Genomic DNA, 17,651 nt, shown 5'->3' with positions numbered 1-17,651 from the left:
GTGACGGATGCGCGTAGAGTCGAATGACCACCAGCACCGCCCCATGCCATCTCGATGACGCGCATAGAGCGCCCTCACGCCAGGCCCGGAAACGGGATATGAATCGAGAGCATCATGAAAGAATCCAGACCTTCCAATACCTTTCGCGGATTGCCGCTCACGTCCGAGCAGGACAGCGAAATCCGGCACTATATCCACATCAAGGAACGCAGCGGCACCCCGTGGGACACGCCTGAACTCGCCGCCATGCTAGCGGACATGCTGGATCCGCCCGAGCTGGCCGCCGAGGAGCGCCAGTCGATCGATGACAGCATGGGGGCCGAACATGCCACCGCGCGGGAAGACGCCGACGCCGAGCTCCTGTCGCCCGAGTCTGGACAGCACGCCACCTAGTGCGGGCGCGGCCTATCGCCCGGACTCGTCCGGCGGCGAAGGCGTGATGGCTTCCGAAATCGATTGCTCCGGGCTGAGCCGGCGGCGCAAGTCAGGGCGGGTCAGTACCCGGTGGATAACCTGGAGTGGAACATGTTTGTGTTCCATGTAGCGTTGGGCGAGGTCCGCGTTACGGACGTAAAGGATATTCAGGCCGCGCGCGACGGCGTTTGCGGTCGCTTCGTCAGAACGGCGTTGACGTTCTATCATGACAGGTTCTCCGGACTTGGCAGGACACGCCCGATTGACGCCGATACCCTCCCTTTCGGCGATCATACGCGCGCGCTGTTCGATGCACCAGCCATTTCAGGCACGGCCGCCGATCGGGCCCCGGAAAACAAAACACCCCTGCATGAGGGGTGTTCGTCATGGGGCGGCCATGCCGGCCATGTCATGCCTGCTTACGCATAGCTGCGCAGGCGCATCGAAAACTCTTGCAGCGCCTTGATGCCCGACGCTTCGGCGCGGGTGCACCAGTCCTGCAGCTGGTGCAGCAGCTGGTCGCGGGTCGAGTGCGAGCGTTCCCAGATCGCGCCCAGTTCCACGCGCATCTGGTGCATCGTTTCCAGGGCTTTGCTGTGCTGGAACAGTTCGACCAGCTGGGCCTGTTGCGGTGCCTGCAGCTTGGCCGGTTCGCGCTGCATCAGCTTGCGCGAGCTCTTCAGGAAGCGGGATTCCAGCTCGGCCTTTTGCTTCAGGTGTTCCACTTCTTCGCGGAATGCGTACTTGACGGACTTGGCATATTTCGCCATCACGTCGTAGCGGTTGGCGATGACGGCCTGCAGGGTGTCGAAGTCGGCTTCCAGCTTGTTCTTTTGCAGTTTCGGCTTCGGAATCGTCTTCTTGACCTTGGCGAGGCCCACCATTTCCATCAGGCGGATGTACGCCCAGCCAATGTCGAACTCGTACCACTTGCTCGACAGCTTGGCCGACGTGGCGAACGTGTGGTGGTTGTTGTGCAGCTCTTCACCACCGATGAGGATGCCCCACGGCATGATGTTCCGGGCCGCATCATTGCAGTCGTAGTTGCGGTAGCCCCAGTAGTGGCCGATGCCGTTGATGATGCCGGCCGCCGTGATCGGGATCCACAGCATCTGCACGGCCCAGATCGTGATGCCGGCGACGCCGAACAGCGCGACGCTCAGCGGCAGCAGCATCGACACGCCCAGCCAGCTGTACTTCGTGTACAGGTTGTTCTCCATCCAGTCGTTCGGGCAGCCGTGGCCGTACTTGTCCAGCGTTTCCTGGTTCTTCGTTTCGGCGCGATACAGCTCCGCGCCACGCAGCAACACTTCCTTGATGCCGCGCGTCACCGGGCTATGCGGGTCGTCCACCGTTTCGCACTTGGCATGGTGCTTGCGGTGCACCGCAGCCCATTCCTTGGTTACCTGGCCCGTGGTCAGCCACAGCCAGAAGCGGAAGAAGTGACTCACGATCGGGTGCAGGTCCAGCGCGCGGTGCGCCTGGTGGCGGTGCAGGTAAATCGTCACGCCGGCGATCGTGATGTGCGTGACGACCAGCGTGTACACGACCATCTGCCAGACCGACAGGTCGAACAGACCGCCATCCAGGAAGGACAGCACGGCGTGCAGGATGTTGCTGAGAAAATTCATCGATACTCCACTAAGGATGAGAGGATGCTGTTCTTTCTATGAAACAGTCACTATGACAAGAGTGTCACGCTTTCGTGCATGACGCAAAGATGCATTTTACGCGTAACCGGTGCCGCACGGCACGCCGTGACGCAATCGACGCGCACCCGGCTAAGAATTCTGCGCCGGCTGCGTGATCCGCGCCACAACCGATGCTATATGGGAGTCGAGGAGGCGGGTATCAACAGATGGAAAGCCCAGTTTGACGGTACCGGACTGCACCAGGGCATACACCTTTTTATTGATTTCCGAAACGACACCGCCCTGCCCGTTCTCCGGATCGGCGATCCAGAAACCCAGGTCGAGCTCGTAGCCGTCCGGACCGAAGCGCGACAGCGAAATGCCGGGCGCCGGATCTTCCAGCACGCGCGGCGTGCCGACGGCCTGCGCCACCAGCAACGGCATCACCTGCTCCAGGTCGGAACCGTAGGCGACCGTGATCTTCGTCGACGCGCGCACCCTGCGCGTCGTCAGCGACTGGTTCTGCACGGGGCCGGAAATGAGTAACTCGTTCGGCAACACGGTCTCGACGCCGTCCAGGCCCTGCAACACGGTGTAGCGCGTGTTGATCTGGGTGACCTTTCCCGTGAACGTGCTGACCGTGATCATGTCGCCGATGGACAGGCTCCGTTCGAGCAGGATGATGAAACCGGACACGTAGTTGCTGGCGATTCTCTGCATGCCGAGACCGAGGCCGACGCCCAGGGCGCCGCCGAACACGGACAGCACGGTCAAATCGATGCCGACCAGGTTCAGGCTCAGCAGCACGGCGCCGACGATCATCAGCGCGCGGCTCAGGCGCGCCAGCGCCACCCGCAGCGAGCTGTGCAGCGCGTGCACGCCCATCAGCCGCTCTTCCAGCGCGGCGCCGGCCCACAGGGCCAGCATCAGCATCACGACGACGGACGCGACGGCCTGCGCGATGTCGGCCAGGGTGACGCTGCTGGATTTTTTCGGACCGAACTGGATCTTGTAGCTGTCGAGGAAATCGAAGATATCCGGCCACAGGCCCGTGATGTACAACGCCACCGCAAGCCACGCGACGAGCGCGAAGATCTTTTCGAACGTGACGAGCGTCTGCCCCAGCTGTCCGCGGCGCGCGAACACGCGGCGCAGCAGGTAGAACACGAGGCGGATGGCGGCCAGCGACCAGAACACGGGGATCGCCACCTTGACGATGTTCGTGTGGAAGTGGGTTTTGGTTAGCACCACCTGCGCCAGGTACAGCAACCCGACGACGAGCAGCGGCGCCACGACGCGCGTAAAACTTTCCACGCCCGTGTGCAGCAGGCTGCCGTCCTCGCCGCGGCGGCGGCGCCACCACACGCGGACCAGTTGCGCGCTGAGCCAGCCGAACAGGATCGAAGCGACGATGGACCCGACCTGCCACGGCATGCCGGGGCGGCTCAGGTCATCCAACAGGTCGTCGATCAGGTTGGTCAGCGGCATCGGCCCCAATTACTCCGAAGCAGCGTCTTCGTCGGACTCGTCGGCAACGGCCTTGGCGGGCGCGGCCTTGCGCTCCAGCACGGCGGCAAAGAAGCCGTCCGTACCGTGCTTGTGCGGCAGCATCTTGAGGTAATCGCCCATCTCCAGCGGGATGCGCTGCTCGGCCAGGACCTTGTGCATCGGCACCAGCTCGAAATCCGGATGCGTGGCGAGGAAGCCCTGCACGATGCCCGTGTTTTCTTCGTCCAGCAGGCTGCAGGTCGCGTAGACGAGGCGGCCGCCGAATTTCACGAGGCGCGCGGCGCCGTCCAGGATCGATGCCTGTTTTTCCGTCAATTCGACGATATCTTGCGGCTGCTGGCGCCATTTCACGTCCGGATTGCGGCGCAGGGTGCCCATGCCGGAGCATGGCGCGTCGACGAGCACGCGGTCGATCTTGCCGGCCAAACGCTTCACTTTGGCGTCACGTTCGTGCGCGATGACGACTGGATGCACGTTCGACAGCCCGCTGCGCGCCAGCCTCGGCTTCAGCTTGGTCAGGCGCTTTTCCGACACGTCGAAGGCGTACAGGCGGCCCGTGCTGCGCATGATGGCGCCGATGGCCAGTGTCTTGCCGCCGGCACCGGCGCAGAAGTCGACGACCATCTCGCCGCGGCGCGCGCCCAGCAGCTGGGCGAGCACCTGGCTGCCCTCGTCCTGCACTTCGATCGCGCCTTCCTTGAACAGCGGCAGGTTCTGCAGCGTCGGCTTCTTCCAGATGCGCAGGCCCAGCGCCGAGTACGGCGTCGGTTCGGCCGCGATCGGTGCCGTCGCCAGTTCGGCGATGACCTTGTCGCGGTCGGTCTTCAGCGAGTTCACGCGCAGGTCCAGCGGCGCCGGCGTGTTCAGCACGGCGGCCAGCGCCAGCGTCTCTTCCTCGCCGTACTGGGCGACGAATTTGTCGTACAGCCAGTCGGGCAGGTTCGCCAGTTTCTTCGGCGGCAGCAGCGAACGGTCGATCTCCTTGATGCGCGTCAGCAGGGCCGTTTCGTCTTCCGACAGGCCGCCCAGCGAGTCGGCGCCGATGGCTTCGGCCATGCCGAGCACCGTGAGGCGGCGCATCGACGCGCCGGTACCGGCGAAATCGGTGAAGAACGATTTATGACGCAGGACGGCATAGACGCATTCGGCGATGGCGCCGCGTTCGCGTCCGCCGAGACGGGGGTGGTCCTTGAAGTAGCGCGACAGGGTGACGTCGGCAGGGGAAGTAAAGCGCAGGATCTCGCGCAATACCTCTTCAGCATTGCCGAGTATCGCGGGTGGCAATCTCATGGGTGTTCCTTGGTGGATTCAGGGAGTCACGGCGATCCGGACCTCGCCGTTTTCGATGCAGAGCCTGTCTTCGATGAACAGGCGCACCGCTTTCGGATATATGACGTGTTCCTCCGCCAGCAGGCGTTCGGCCAGGCTGTCTTCCGTATCGCCCGGCAGCACGGGGATGCGCGCCTGGATCACGGCCGGACCGTGGTCCAGCTCGGCGGTGACGAAATGCACGGTCGCGCCGTGTTCCGCCACGCCCGCGTCCAGCGCCTGCCGGTGCGTGTGCAGTCCGGGGAACAGCGGCAGCAGCGACGGGTGGATGTTCAGCATGCGGCCCGCGTAGTGTTCGACGAACGGCGCCGTCAGGATGCGCATGAAGCCGGCCAGCACGACGAGGTCCGGATTGAACCGGTCGATCGTTTCCTGCAGGGCGGCGTCGAACGCTTCGCGGGTCGGGAATTCCTTGTTGGGGACGACGGCGGTCGGAATGCCGTGGGACGCCGCGAATGCCAGGCCCTTGGCGTCCGGCTTATTGCTGATCACGGCGGCGATACGGGCCGGCCAGGCTTCGGCCTGCTGCGCGCGCACGATGGCTTCCATGTTGCTGCCGCGGCCAGAAATAAGGATCACGATATTTTTCATAAGCGCGCATTGTAACCCGAGCCGATGGGCGGACCCAAGGAAGGAAATGACGGCAACGCCGCGCTTACTTGAACGCGTGGGGCCCCACCCACCCCACGGGTTGGGGCGATTGCGGCTCTTCGAAGGAATAAAATACGCGGAACGGGACTTTTTTCTCGGCCCAGAATTCGGCCGCGTCGCGGAAGACGTCGAGCAGGGTTTCGCGCGCTTCCTTGTCGAATTTTTGCGTATTCGGCAATTGATCGAGCACGGCGATGAAGCCGGGCTGCGGTCCGGCCTCGGCGATGACTTCGGTGAGACAGTTGCGCAGCGCGTCGAAATTCTTGCTGCAGGGTTTGGGGAAGAAGAATTGCTCGCCGATGCGGGCACAGACCTGCTGCTTCGTCAGCGCATTCGTGCACAGGGCATAGAGAAAATGATGACCAAGGCGCATCGCCTCCTTCTGCAGCTCCGGTGCACGGTAAGCGCGGATGGACTGCACAAGATTCGGCGGTACTCTCATCAACAAACTCATTTTTTCCTCAAGTCACCCAGTCTGGTTCTGCTGCTCCAGCGCGCGGTGGTTTGCGGAAGCGGCGGGGTTGTTCGCTTTCTCCTGGTCTGATTTCCACGCGCCAATAAAACCCTAAGTCTCCTAAGGGTAACGTTTTGTGGTAAGCGAATCAACCCGAATATGGACGAGTCGCTCATATTTGTAAAAAAAGACGAGTTTTTTCATCCATTGTTGGCGCTTTTTCCACGCTTTTCTCCTCTGAACCGGGCGTTTTGGCGCGTATACCTGCTGTTACATTTTGTTGCCACACGGATCGGAAATGCGGGCCAACCAGCGCTAAGATTCAGTGGTGGGCGAAACGCCTTTCGATACCAACAGATCAGAAGCACCACCAAACGAGGTATGAGCATGAACGTCAAAGCCAAACTGATTCTCTCCGCCCTGGGCGTGTGCGCCCTGCCGCTGGCCCAGGCACAGGCCGGCGATTTCGAGGACTTCGGCCGCGTGACGCGCGTCCAGCCGCGCATCGAGCAGGTGCGTACGCCGCGCCAGGAATGCCGTACCGATTACGTGCAGGCCCAGGTGCCGCAACAGCGCAGCCAGGCGGGCACCGTCATCGGCGGCATCGCCGGCGCCCTGCTGGGCAGCCAGGTGGGTGGCGGCAACGGTCGCGTCGCGGCTGCCGCGGCCGGTGCGATCGCGGGCGGCATGGTCGGCGACAACGTCGACAACAACGGCCGCAACTACGGCCCGCAAGTGCAGGAACAGGCCGTGCAGCGCTGCCGCACCGTCGACTCCATCCAGGAGCGCACGAACGGCTACGACGTAACCTACGATTACCGCGGCCACACCTACACGACGGTCATGAACCGCGACCCGGGCAACCGTGTGCGCCTGCGCGTGTCGGTCGAACCGGATCAATACCAGTAACACATCTTCCGGCGCGGGGGACCGCCCCCTTCCCCGAGCCGTCGGCTTCCTCCGCAGCGTCTGCTGCCATCCGCAGCGCTTCTTGCGCTGCGGATTCCTTCCCGCCGATAATAGGATGCTTCTTTCGCTCATCCTATGCTCATCAAACGCAAATCCATCGAACAGGCCGAATCGTCGCGCCGTCCCGCCCGCAAGCCCAAGTTTGCGCCCGTCACCCTGTCCGAACAGGACGGTGTGCGCTACCTCCATTTCGGTACCGAATGGGTGCAAGGTGCCATGCGCATCCGCAAGCCGGACTGGCCTGAACTCGAGTACGCTCAGCAGATGATGGCCTGGATGCTGTTCATCGACGAGCCGCACGCCATCGTCCAGCTTGGCCTGGGCGCAGCGGCTTTGACCAAGTTCTCATATCGCCAGTTCCCGCAGGCGCAGGTAACCGCGGTGGAACTGAATCCCTCCGTGATCGCGATCTGTAATTCGATGTTCAAACTGCCGCCGGAAGACGAACGCCTGCGCGTACGCGAGATGGACGCGATGGACTTCGTGCTCGACGAGGCCAACCACGACACGATCGATGCCCTGCAGTGCGACCTGTACGACGCCACCGCGCGCGGCCCCGTGCTCGACACGCCCGAGTTCTACCGGGCCTGCGACGCCTGCCTGACGGACCGCGGCGTCATGACCGTCAACCTGTTCGGCGACCACCCCAGCTTCGCGAAGAACATCAAGGCCATGCGCTTCGCGTTCGCCCACGTGATCTGCCTGCCGGAGGTCCACGACGGCAACGTCGTCGCGCTGTGCTTCAAGAAGAAGCCGGATCTCGACAAGGACCGCCTCGCCGCACGCGCCGCGCAGATCGTGGCCGCGACGAAGCTGCCGGCCAAGTCCTGGGTCAAGGGCATCGCGGCGGCCGGCGCGAACTGACATGCAAAAACCAAAGGCCCTCGACCTGCAAGCCATCTTTTCGTGGCTGCTGGCCGACGGCATCGTCGAGAAATCGACCGTCAAGCCGCACTTCGCCCAGGCGCAAAGCCTCCTCAAGAATGCGGTCGGGTCGATGCACCCGCTGACGGCGGTCGCGCAGTGCAAGATCGTGTCGGCAAAGGCTCCCCATAAACTGCTCACGCTGGACGTGCTCAGCGAATGGTGCGCCGGCAAGGTCGGCCTGCCCTTCTTCCGCATCGATCCGCTCAAGATCGATTTCACCAAGGTCGCGGACGTGATGTCGGCCAGCTATGCGGCGCGTTTTAATATCCTGCCGGTGGAACTGGGACCGGGCACGCTGGTCGTGGCGACGGCCGATCCGTTCCGCACCGAATGGCAGGACGAGATCGCGCGCCTCTCGCGCCGCCGCATCGAGCTCGTGATCGCGAATCCGCTCGACATCGCGCAATACATCTCGCAATTCTTCAGCCTCGCGAAATCCATCCGTGACGCGAACAAGTCCAGCGGCCAGGACCTCGCGCTGCGCAACAACTTCGAGCAACTGGTCGAACTGGGCAAGACGAATAAACAGGTCGACGCGAACGACCAGCACATCGTCAACATCGTCGACTGGCTGTGGAGTTACGCGTTCGAGCAGCGCGCGTCCGACATCCACCTGGAGCCGAAGCGCGACGCCGGCGCGATCCGCTTCCGCATCGACGGCGTGCTGCACCAGGTGTACCAGGTGCCGGCCGTCGTGATGATCGCCATGACGGCCCGCATCAAGCTGCTGGGCCGCATGGACGTCATCGAGAAACGCCGCCCGCAGGACGGCCGCATCAAGACGCGCACGAACGACGGCCAGGAAGTCGAGCTGCGCCTGTCCACGATGCCGACGGCGTTCGGCGAAAAACTCGTGATGCGCATCTTCGACCCGGAAGTCGTCGTCAAGACGCTGCCGGAACTGGGCTTCCCGCCGGACGACGCGGCACGCTGGGATGCGCTGACGAAGCGCGCGCACGGCATCATCCTCGTCACGGGCCCGACCGGCTCCGGCAAGACGACGACGTTGTACACCACGCTGAAGGCGCTCGCCACGAGCGAAGTCAACGTGTGCACGGTCGAAGATCCGATCGAGATGGTCGAGGCGTCGTTCAACCAGATGCAGGTACAGCCGGGCATCGACCTGTCGTTCGCCGACGGCGTGCGCGCGCTGATGCGGCAGGACCCGGACATCATCATGGTCGGCGAGATCCGCGACCTGGAGACGGCCGAGATGGCGATCCAGGCCGCGCTGACGGGCCATCTCGTGCTGTCGACCTTGCACACGAACGACGCCCCGTCCGCCGTCATGCGCCTGCTGGAACTGGGCGTGCCCTACTACCTGCTGGAAGCAACGCTGATCGGCATCATGGCCCAGCGCCTGGTGCGCACGCTGTGCCCGCACTGCAAGGCCGCGGACGGCGAACTGTCGGACGACGTCTGGCAGGCCCTGGGCGGCACCTGGAACCTGCCGAAGCCGACGACCGTCTACCGGCCGATCGGCTGTCCGGAATGCCGCCACACGGGATTCCGCGGCCGCACGGGCCTGTACGAACTCGTCACGGTGACGGAAACCTTCTCGCAACTGCTGCAGGAAAAAACGGACCTGGCCGCGCTGCGCCAGCAAAGCGTGGCCGACGGCATGAAGCCGCTGCGCATCGCCGGTGCCTACAAGGTGGCCGAGGGCGTGACGACGGCTGAGGAAGTGCTGAAGTCCACCGTGGCGCACTGATTTACGTTAGCTCTGGCGTAAATCAAAACGGCCCGCTATAATGCGTGCCTTCTTCGGGTCGTTAGCTCAGTTGGTAGAGCAGCGGACTTTTAATCCGTTGGTCGCTGGTTCGAGCCCAGCACGGCCTACCACGAATTTGCAGTATCAAATCAAGGCGTTACGAGTGATCGTGACGCCTTTTTTTGTATCTGCGGCAGTCCGCTCTTCTACATACTGTGCCGTACTTGTGACGCGCAGCAGTCCGTCTACTACCGCCGCGTGCCGCGCCATGTGTGCCGGCGCCAAGTGCGCGTACCGCCGCACCATTGCGGCTGACTTCCAGCCGCCCATCTCCTGCACGTCGTACAACGGCGTGCCGTTTTGGATCCGCCAACTGGCCCAGGTGTGCCGTAGGTCATGCCAGCGGAAGTCCGTTATGCTGGCCCGCTTCAGCGCATTGCGCGAGGCCTTCGTGTTCACGTACCTGATCGGCTGCCCCTGCTGGCAACCAAAGGAAAAATGTAGAACCCGCTCGTCAGCTCGCCTTGAGATCAATCAAGCTGAGCAAAATCAGCATGCGTGGCGAAAGTTCGCTGCAATGTCGCTGCCCATCGGGACAACAGCTCAGTTCCTAATTACTTAAAATCAAGGTCTCCCGAAAAGCGGTTGGTTACCTTAGCCGATGGAAAATCTGATACCTGATAACCCATCGGAGGTAACACATGGGCGAAAGCCAAGCGATCGCGGCGGGAGCTGCGCTCTCGGCGTTCAGTCACGATGCGCAGCACGACCGCCTGATGCGTCTGGAATTCCCCTACAACGACGGTCCGGATCGCATTCTCCTGCCGAACCGGCTCAAGGCGCACGAGGAAGTCTCGCGGTGCTTCCGCTTCGAGGTCGAACTCCTGTCGGACGACGCGCAGATTCCGCTGAAGGCGATGATGGCCAGGATGGTCACGATCTCGCTCGTGCGCAAAGACGGCTCGCTGCGCTACTTCAACGGCTATGTCACTGAATTCCGTTTCCTTCGCACCGACGGCGGCTTCGCGTTCTACCACATGGTCCTCGAGCCATGGCTGGCATTCGCCAAGCTGCGCAAGGACAACCGGTCGTTCCACGGCAAGAGCGCCATCGAATTGACCGAGCTGACCTTTGCCCACTACCGCCAGGCCGACTGGAATCCGGTCATCGTCGCTGAGTACCCGCGCATGACCTGCGCGAACCAGTATGACGAAACCGACTACAACCACCTGCACCGCCGCTGGGAGGAACTCGGGCTGCACTACTGGTACGAGCACCGGGCGGATGGGCACACGCTCTGGCTCAGCGACAGGAGCACGCTCGCGCAACCCATCGATCCGACCGGGATCGACGATTCTGGCGAAATTCCGTTCCGCGACAAAGCGGGCTCGCTCGAAGAGGACGGCATCCGCGAATGGAGTCCCGTGCGTCGCCTCGGATCAGGCCAGACGACCCTGGCCAGCTTCGATTACAAGAGCCCGGTCGCGCAGCGCTCGACCGCCGAGTCCCTGAATAACCAGGGTGACGTCTTCCCCTACGAAATCTACGAAGACACCGGATCGTACGGTTTCCGCACCCATGACGAGGGCGAACAGCTCGCGCAGCAGCGCATGGGCGAGCGCGACGCGAACACGCAGAGCTTCGAAGCCCGCGGCAACGATCGTACCGCCCAGCCGGGCCGGTGCTTCAAGCTTGCCGACCACTTCAGCGCCGAGCTGCGCGTTCCCAAGCGCGGCGAGCCGGCCCAGCCCAGCATCCGTGATCGCGACTACCTGATCCTCTCCGTCGACCACGAAGCCAGCAACAATTACCAGGCCGGGCCGGGCGCGCCATCGAACTACGAGAACTCGTTTCACTGCGTGCGCAAGGATATCCAGTGGCGCCCGGGCCGTCACTACAACAGCCAGCCGTGCACCTATCACGGCATCCAGACCGCCATCGTGGTCGGGCCGGCCGGCGCCGAGATCCATACCGATGGCTATGGGCGGGTCAAGGTCCAGTTCCACTGGGACCGGCTCGGCAAATACGACGAGAACAGCTCGCCCTGGCTGCGCGTAATGTCGCCGGGCGCCGGTGTCGAGTTCGGGCTTATTCGCCTGCCGCGGGTCGGCGAGGAAGTGGGCGTGGTCTTCGTGAACGGGAATATCGACCATCCGCTGATCCTTGGTGTGCTGTACAACTACACGCACATGCCGCCGTGGCAGCTGCCGGAGCAACAGCCCCTGAGTGGTCTGCGCAGCCGCGAACTGCGGGCGGGCGAAGCGAGTGGGCGTGGCAACCATCTGGTGCTGGACGACACCCCAGGCAAGATCCAGGCGCAGTTGAAGAGCGATCATCAGTGCAGCCAGCTGTCGCTTGGACATATTACGCGCATCGAAGACACTAGCGGGCGCAAAGATGCACGTGGCGAAGGCTGGGAAATCGCGACCAATGCCTGGGGCGTGGCGCGTGCTAGCCAAGGCATGCTTATAACGACGGAAACACGGCCGAACGCCGCATCCCATATCAAGGATATGGGCGAAACGATTAAGCGGCTATCGACCGCCGCGGACTTACAGGAACAACTGGTCGGGTTAGCACAGCACTACGGCGCGCAGGAGAAGCAAGAACTTCAGCAAGAGGATACGGTTAAGGACCTTAAATCCCAGAGCCAAGGCATCCAGGGATGCGGCACAGGAAAGTTCAAAGAGTTGGCCGAACCACATCTGGTCGTCGCCAGTCCGGCAGGTATCGAGCTGAGCTCTGCACAGTCCACTCACATCGCCAGCAGCCGTCATACGGCCATTACCAGTGGCAAAAGTTTATCGATTGCTAGCACTGAAGGAGTGTTCGCAAGCATCGGCAAGACCTTCCGGCTGTTCGTGCACAAGGCTGGGATGAAGCTGATCGCCGCCGGCGGCAAGGTGTCCGTACAGGCGCAAGAGGACGACGTGGAGATCATCGCCAACAAGGTGCTTGCGCTCTTGAGCGAGTCGGACTGGGTGACGATCAGGGGCAAGAAAGGGGTGAGGCTGCAGGGCGCTAATCACATGCTCGAAATTAGCGATCAAACGCAGTTCTTCACTTCATCGCCTGTTCTTTTCCACGGCAATCTTGAGACCTTGCCTTCGAAAAGTGTCGCTGTTGAGCCTAACAAGAAAAGACAAGCTTTCTCGCTCGCTCCCAACGCCAATGCAGTTGTAGAAACCGATCGACACCTCGAAAGTTCGTTTGCATTTAATCAGATCAAGCAGGTAGCAAAAAACTTTACACACGCCGAATTCGTTATGTTTTTGGCGCCTATATTTGGCTACGACATCCCTGCAGAAACCTATATCAAGCTATACGAAGGACTGAAAAATGGTTCACTCAAACAACCGACCATTAAGGTAATGATGAGTTGCCATTATCCGGCTTCATTCGACAACGAAACACGTGAAATTCTGGTACATCGGGCGGCTGCTGATCGCGCTGCAGCGGGTAACGACGACTCATGGGAACTGCTGACCGCGCTACTACATGAATTTGGCCACTATATTGATTTAGTACTACGTAGCGATTTGGCTGAGAAAAATCCGGACGGCACTTCCGCAATTGCGCCAGATGCAGAAGGCGATGAGGGTGCGAAATTCGCCTATAACATTGCCTTTTTTGATTTTTGCAATAGCAGCTCCACACCATATGCAAGTTATCGCTCCCCCACTTTTAACGGCGAACTTAAAGTCGATTACCACGCGGTACAGCAAGCCATACAAAAATCCCAAAACGAAGATGCACAGCGTAACGAAGGCAAGAATGGCAATATCGAATTTTTTGGCGCAGGCATGGGTGAACATAATCAAGAACGACCAACTTCGTCGTTTGGCCATCAGTCGATCGAGCATGCCATATTTGAAGCCTCTATACATTTTCAAGGAAAAAATATAATCAAGCAGATTTACTTCGGAAACTGGTTGCGCGATTACTCACAATTACTCGATCCTTCTATCGTCCGAATGCCTGAAGCACCACGAAATTTTCCCGCAGCGTTTTCTCGCCAAGAGCTAACAGAGCTAGTAGACATTTTTGCCGAAGCCGAATTTGTCAAAAGTCCAGAGCAAAAAAATATTTTCAAAGTAACTCCTTCCATGTTAGGAGTGTACCGTCCTGTAGAACATATCGACAATCCAACCAACAACTCCACTAACGCGTCTGATCCGCATGCAATCGACAAAGATTTCCAGCCGATAGCTTCCATAGAATATACTTCGATAGATCCGCAAAAATCAATGAAGAGGTATATCGATTCTTCCGCCGCATACATGTCTAGCGAGATAAACAAGGCGCTAACCGCTGGCCCAGGGCCGGAGGGATACAGACACTTTGGCGCAGCACTTCATGTACTTGAAGATTACTTCGCGCACAGTAATTTTGTCGAACTTAGCTTAAGGAAAGTGGGACACGTTCATGTTCTCCCATGGACATCATCCGCACCTGGGAAGCATAGTCTTCCCGTCGTTACTGGGATGTTTGATTCTGATGACGTTATTGCCAGCACAGCAGGAACTATCGCAGATATATTATTCAAGATTGAATGGAAGTTCAAACCAACCGAACCTGGTGAGCGCACGAAAGCAGATCGAATCATACTTATCTTACTGCGTGCGCATAGTGATCCACGCGTACTGAAGGCTTATGAATATTTTCTAGGAGGAAGAGATTGGCTTGCAGAAAAACCGGCATTTAAATACATCGAAGCAATCCCTTTTTACACTGTTGGATTGATCTCCAATATTTATAACTTCGTCTACAGCACCTTGCTTCACCTTGTTGGAAATAGCGTTGACGATCAACAAATCGTCCGCGCAGGCGACCCTAATACAAACGGATCGACAAATCCAACACATTCTCAACTAGCAAAAGACCATGACAATCATCCATTCCACACCCTAGCAGCCGAATTGGCGAAAGAAGCGGTGAAAAAAGTTGGATCAGCCGTTGCTGCCCATTGGTGGAAAGGAGACGCAACAGCCGATCCAGCACTGATCGCTCGAGGTTTTCTGGTTCATCCATTCGATACGAATTGGCAAGACAAATTAGTAGCAGATTGGGCAAAAAGACATCCGCAGGAGGTGAAACGGGGAGAGTCTGCTACAGAGTGGGAGGCGCTCGAAAAAGCACATAAAAAGGAAATTCTCGACTCTATAAACAGCGCCAAAAAAGCAAATCAAGAATCTTGGGATTACATAAATAAAAATTTTACCGTGCTTTTCAACGAAAAGAATCAAATTAAAAAATGAATAAAATAATCCTTAGTGGATCAATACTTGTGCTATCTTTGTTCATCGCCATTTCCAAAGGCGCGGAACCTCCTGGCCAATCACCTCCCACGAAAGAAGGAGGACCTACGATGTTAGATCGGTGGAACGAAGTCCAACGTCAAGCTGCGCTAGCGACAGGTGCTATAAAAGTCCCTCCACCTGCCCGGCGTGTGAAAAGATACGCAAAACCGGAAATCATTATAAAGGAATCACGTATTTTTTTTGACGGGAAACTTCTAGAATTCGGTCGTCCGTTAACAACATGGAAAAATATACTTAAGAGAAAGCCACATTGTGACGAGACCGGGACCGAATGGTGTGTATGGGAAGATTTAGGACTCACGGCATCTACAAGCTGGGAAAATAAACTTAGCGTCAGCACTATTACTATTAATTTAAGCATTCCTGAGCGTTTACTTACGGAAACAAGAACGCCATATCCTGATGGAACGCCTGATAACACACCGAAGGCTGACTGGCTAGCACGCCACCCTTTCACCGGCTATCTAGAAATAGATGGATTCGGAATTGATAAAGAAACGAAATTCTGGGAGGTTCAATCGAACATCGACACTCGTCGGAATCTGAGCTGTGGATTAAGAAGCTGCGAGTTCCCTAGCGGGATATTTGGCCCCGGCAGCATGATCGACTTACACCTAAATGGAAAAAGCGAATCGGCAACAATTGAACAGATAAAGATTTATACCACATCTTATTAGTCTCACGCCTGAATTCAAGATCAATGCACTGGTATTGGTCAAAATCTTTTGATTTATATAATCAAGTAAAGATAGGGATTGCATCCGCAAGCCACTCGCGGTTAAATTTCGAGCTGCAGCGATAAACGAATAGAACTCACAAATGAAACATCAAGGACGTGGCGTCATTCGCCTCAACGACAAAACCGATCACGGTGGCCAGGTCATCAGCGCATCCTCGGGCACAACTGTGATGGGTGTGATCGCAGCACTTCAATCTGACATGACACAGTGCCCAAAGTGTAAAGGTAACTTTGCAATCAAACCTGATGGAGCAGGTGCGCGACATGAAGGCAAGTCCTATGCCTATGACGGAGACGTGACCGAATGCGGCGCAAAATTGATAGCGTCATTGTGATTTGACCGCTGAGCAGATGTCCGTGCTTGCAACGTCTGCGGCTGTCGCCCAAGAGTATGGGCCGCACAGGCGGTATTCACATGAGTTCGCCGCCCGAGCTCGATAGGCGTCGAGCCTGGCCGATTTGAGATAGCCCCTTGATTCGCCAGACACAGTCGATGCTGTATCCTTACGGATAGGAGTAAGACTGTGAGTATGACTAATAACAAGCAAACCATCGAAGTCGTGACGGTGTCCGAAGAGCGACGCCGCCGCTGGTCAGTGCAGGAAAAGGCTGCGCTGGTCAAGGAAACGTACGAGCCGGGCATGAGCGTATCGCTGGTGGCCCGCAAGCACGGTATCAGTGCCAGCCAGCTGTTCAACTGGCACAAGCTCGAGCGTGAAGGCGCCCTGGTCGCGGTGCATTCTGGAGAATCAGTCGTGCCGGCGAGCGAACTGGCCGCGGCCCGGGCCCAGATCGCGCAACTGCAGCGCATGCTGGGCAAGAAAACGATGGAAGCGGAGATCCTGCGCGAAGCAGTCGAGCTGGCCCGCGAAAAAAAGTGGATTGCGCGCTCGCCCTTATTGGACAAGGACGGGCAGTAAAGCCTGTCTGCGTCGCTCTTGGTGTAGCGCGCTCGCACGTGATTGACCTCCTTGCCCGACCTGCGGATTGGATCGACAGGCGTACCGTGGCCAGACTTGATCCGGTCGCCGACGCGATGCTTGTCGACGCTGTACGTGCCGAAATCACGGCACTGCCGACCTACGGCTACCGTCGCGCTGGCGCCTTGGTCAACCGTACGCGCAGCCTGATGGGCCTGCATCCCGTGAACCACAAGCGCATGTACCGCGTGATGAAAGCGCAGGGTTTGCTGCTGCCGAAATCGCCCAAGCGTAATGAGAGCGGCCGCGCTCACGATGGCAAAGTGATGGTCGAGGAATCGAACCAGCGCTGGTGCTCGGACGGCTTCGAGATCGCCTGCGACAACGGCAAAGTGGTGACTGGCGTTTTCATGAAGGACTGCTGCGACCGCGAGATCATCGCCTGGCGTGCCTGGATCGGCCGAGGTTTGCCGGGTGAGCCGGTGCGCGACATGATGATCGAGGCCGTCGAAGCGCGTTTCGGCAGTACGGACGAGCGGACGATTACCGTCGAATTTTTGAGTGACAATGGCGGTGCTTTCCGGGCCATCGAGACGCACGCCCTGGCCCGTGAACTGGGCATCAAGCCGGTGCATACGCCTGTGAACAGCCCGCAGTCGAACGGCATGGCAGAGAGCTTCGTGAACACGTTTAAACGCGATTACGTCGGCTGCATGGACCGTAGCAACGGCGCTGCCGTGCTGGCCCAATTGCCCGACGCATTCAGGCATTTCAACGAGGTGCATCCACATTCGGCGCTGGGCTACAAATCGCCGCGCATGTTTAGGAAAGAGCGACGGCGTCAGGCTCTGGAAACTGACGCTAACTAAGCATCAGGCTGTGTCCGGGAATGGCGGGGCAAGATCAGATTAGAGGAATGTCCTCAATTATTCACGTTGTACAGTGCCTGCTGTCCAGCCGTAAGGATGCATGCCTCACTATGTGACGTACTTGTGACGTCCCTCCTGATAAGTTACCATCCCTCCCCTTTGGCTGACTGGTTATCGCATCTGACAAGCGTTGCAAGTCTTTGATTA

At 59.1% G+C, this 17,651-nt stretch carries 15 protein-coding genes and 1 tRNA gene; 10 read left to right on the top strand and 6 right to left on the bottom strand.

The window, feature by feature from the left end; all coding sequences use genetic code 11:
- Positions 1-114 precede the first annotated feature (114 nt).
- A complete protein-coding gene (locus tag ACEN9G_RS18515) occupies positions 115-393 on the top strand; it encodes a hypothetical protein (protein WP_413337041.1) in 279 nt (92 codons plus the stop codon).
- Positions 394-525: 132 nt separating this feature from the next.
- The gene (locus ACEN9G_RS18510; protein ID WP_413337042.1) at positions 526-843 is read left to right on the top strand and encodes a hypothetical protein; all 318 of its coding nucleotides are present in this window, start codon (positions 526-528) and stop codon (positions 841-843) included.
- Here the strand turns inward: ACEN9G_RS18510 and ACEN9G_RS18505 are convergent.
- The 5 genes from ACEN9G_RS18505 to ACEN9G_RS18485 all read right to left on the bottom strand — a co-directional run bounded on the left by ACEN9G_RS18505 (position 834) and on the right by ACEN9G_RS18485 (position 5,988).
- Positions 834-2,045, bottom strand: a complete 1,212-nt coding sequence (locus ACEN9G_RS18505) for a DesA family fatty acid desaturase (RefSeq protein ID WP_413337043.1) — start codon at positions 2,043-2,045, stop codon at positions 834-836. The genes ACEN9G_RS18510 and ACEN9G_RS18505 overlap by 10 nt on opposite strands.
- Before the next feature lie 150 nt (positions 2,046-2,195).
- Positions 2,196-3,533 (bottom strand): mechanosensitive ion channel family protein, encoded by a 1,338-nt coding sequence (locus ACEN9G_RS18500; protein ID WP_413337044.1) that lies wholly within the window; start codon positions 3,531-3,533, stop codon positions 2,196-2,198.
- A 9-nt stretch (positions 3,534-3,542) separates the two neighbouring features.
- Positions 3,543-4,844: an RsmB/NOP family class I SAM-dependent RNA methyltransferase gene (locus ACEN9G_RS18495; protein WP_413337045.1), complete on the bottom strand. Its 1,302-nt coding sequence runs from the start codon at positions 4,842-4,844 to the stop codon at positions 3,543-3,545.
- An 18-nt stretch (positions 4,845-4,862) separates the two neighbouring features.
- Positions 4,863-5,474, bottom strand: a complete 612-nt coding sequence (purN, locus tag ACEN9G_RS18490; RefSeq protein ID WP_413337046.1) for a phosphoribosylglycinamide formyltransferase — start codon at positions 5,472-5,474, stop codon at positions 4,863-4,865.
- A 64-nt stretch (positions 5,475-5,538) separates the two neighbouring features.
- Positions 5,539-5,988 carry a barstar family protein gene (locus tag ACEN9G_RS18485; protein WP_049809485.1) on the bottom strand — a complete coding sequence of 150 codons (450 nt, stop codon included), beginning with the start codon at positions 5,986-5,988 and terminating at the stop codon, positions 5,539-5,541.
- A gap of 387 nt (positions 5,989-6,375) precedes the next feature.
- On the opposite strand from ACEN9G_RS18485, the gene ACEN9G_RS18480 reads away from it, so the two are divergent.
- The 4 genes from ACEN9G_RS18480 (at position 6,376) to ACEN9G_RS18465 (ending at position 9,726) form a co-directional block, all read left to right on the top strand.
- Positions 6,376-6,897: a glycine zipper 2TM domain-containing protein gene (locus tag ACEN9G_RS18480; protein ID WP_413337047.1), complete on the top strand. Its 522-nt coding sequence runs from the start codon at positions 6,376-6,378 to the stop codon at positions 6,895-6,897.
- Between the two features lie 135 nt (positions 6,898-7,032).
- Positions 7,033-7,821 (top strand): class I SAM-dependent methyltransferase, encoded by a 789-nt coding sequence (locus ACEN9G_RS18475; protein WP_413337048.1) that lies wholly within the window; start codon positions 7,033-7,035, stop codon positions 7,819-7,821.
- Position 7,822: 1 nt separating this feature from the next.
- Positions 7,823-9,595, top strand: a complete 1,773-nt coding sequence (gene tfpB / locus ACEN9G_RS18470; protein ID WP_413337049.1) for a type IV pilus assembly ATPase TfpB — start codon at positions 7,823-7,825, stop codon at positions 9,593-9,595.
- Between the two features lie 55 nt (positions 9,596-9,650).
- A tRNA-Lys gene (locus ACEN9G_RS18465) sits at positions 9,651-9,726 on the top strand.
- A gap of 13 nt (positions 9,727-9,739) precedes the next feature.
- Here the strand turns inward: ACEN9G_RS18465 and ACEN9G_RS18460 are convergent.
- A complete protein-coding gene (locus ACEN9G_RS18460; protein ID WP_413337050.1) occupies positions 9,740-10,054 on the bottom strand; it encodes a tyrosine-type recombinase/integrase in 315 nt (104 codons plus the stop codon).
- Positions 10,055-10,296: 242 nt separating this feature from the next.
- Between ACEN9G_RS18460 and tssI the strand changes: the two genes are divergently transcribed.
- The 4 genes from tssI to ACEN9G_RS18440 all read left to right on the top strand — a co-directional run bounded on the left by tssI (position 10,297) and on the right by ACEN9G_RS18440 (position 17,444).
- Positions 10,297-14,853: a type VI secretion system tip protein TssI/VgrG gene (tssI, locus tag ACEN9G_RS18455; RefSeq protein ID WP_413337051.1), complete on the top strand. Its 4,557-nt coding sequence runs from the start codon at positions 10,297-10,299 to the stop codon at positions 14,851-14,853.
- 110 nt (positions 14,854-14,963) lie between these two features.
- Positions 14,964-15,593, top strand: a complete 630-nt coding sequence (locus tag ACEN9G_RS18450; protein ID WP_156650916.1) for a DUF7738 domain-containing protein — start codon at positions 14,964-14,966, stop codon at positions 15,591-15,593.
- 142 nt (positions 15,594-15,735) lie between these two features.
- Positions 15,736-15,990 carry a PAAR domain-containing protein gene (locus ACEN9G_RS18445; RefSeq protein ID WP_413337052.1) on the top strand — a complete coding sequence of 85 codons (255 nt, stop codon included), beginning with the start codon at positions 15,736-15,738 and terminating at the stop codon, positions 15,988-15,990.
- A 195-nt stretch (positions 15,991-16,185) separates the two neighbouring features.
- Positions 16,186-17,444 (top strand): IS3 family transposase gene (locus ACEN9G_RS18440; protein WP_413337053.1). Its coding sequence is split into 2 segments (ribosomal slippage): positions 16,186-16,525 and positions 16,525-17,444, totalling 1,260 coding nucleotides; the frame shifts between segments, so codons are not numbered across the junction.
- Positions 17,445-17,651 lie beyond the last annotated feature (207 nt).

It is taken from the genome of Massilia sp. Masssp94, from assembly GCF_059491305.1.
Note: the sequence above shows the minus strand (reverse complement) of the source record. Positions and strands in the feature narration are given on the sequence as shown.

Excerpts from the sequence above, each read along its gene's own strand:
- ACEN9G_RS18515 (WP_413337041.1), top strand. The coding sequence starts at position 115 with ATGAAAGAATCCAGACCTTCCAATACCTTTCGCGGATTGCCGCTCACG.
- ACEN9G_RS18510 (WP_413337042.1), top strand. The coding sequence starts at position 526 with ATGTTTGTGTTCCATGTAGCGTTGGGCGAGGTCCGCGTTACGGACGTA.
- ACEN9G_RS18505 (WP_413337043.1), bottom strand. The coding sequence starts at position 2,045 with ATGAATTTTCTCAGCAACATCCTGCACGCCGTGCTGTCCTTCCTGGAT.
- ACEN9G_RS18500 (WP_413337044.1), bottom strand. The coding sequence starts at position 3,533 with ATGCCGCTGACCAACCTGATCGACGACCTGTTGGATGACCTGAGCCGC.
- ACEN9G_RS18495 (WP_413337045.1), bottom strand. The coding sequence starts at position 4,844 with ATGAGATTGCCACCCGCGATACTCGGCAATGCTGAAGAGGTATTGCGC.
- purN (WP_413337046.1), bottom strand. The coding sequence starts at position 5,474 with ATGAAAAATATCGTGATCCTTATTTCTGGCCGCGGCAGCAACATGGAA.
- ACEN9G_RS18485 (WP_049809485.1), bottom strand. The coding sequence starts at position 5,988 with ATGAGTTTGTTGATGAGAGTACCGCCGAATCTTGTGCAGTCCATCCGC.
- ACEN9G_RS18480 (WP_413337047.1), top strand. The coding sequence starts at position 6,376 with ATGAACGTCAAAGCCAAACTGATTCTCTCCGCCCTGGGCGTGTGCGCC.
- ACEN9G_RS18475 (WP_413337048.1), top strand. The coding sequence starts at position 7,033 with ATGCTCATCAAACGCAAATCCATCGAACAGGCCGAATCGTCGCGCCGT.
- tfpB (WP_413337049.1), top strand. The coding sequence starts at position 7,823 with ATGCAAAAACCAAAGGCCCTCGACCTGCAAGCCATCTTTTCGTGGCTG.
- tssI (WP_413337051.1), top strand. The coding sequence starts at position 10,297 with ATGGGCGAAAGCCAAGCGATCGCGGCGGGAGCTGCGCTCTCGGCGTTC.
- ACEN9G_RS18450 (WP_156650916.1), top strand. The coding sequence starts at position 14,964 with ATGTTAGATCGGTGGAACGAAGTCCAACGTCAAGCTGCGCTAGCGACA.
- ACEN9G_RS18445 (WP_413337052.1), top strand. The coding sequence starts at position 15,736 with ATGAAACATCAAGGACGTGGCGTCATTCGCCTCAACGACAAAACCGAT.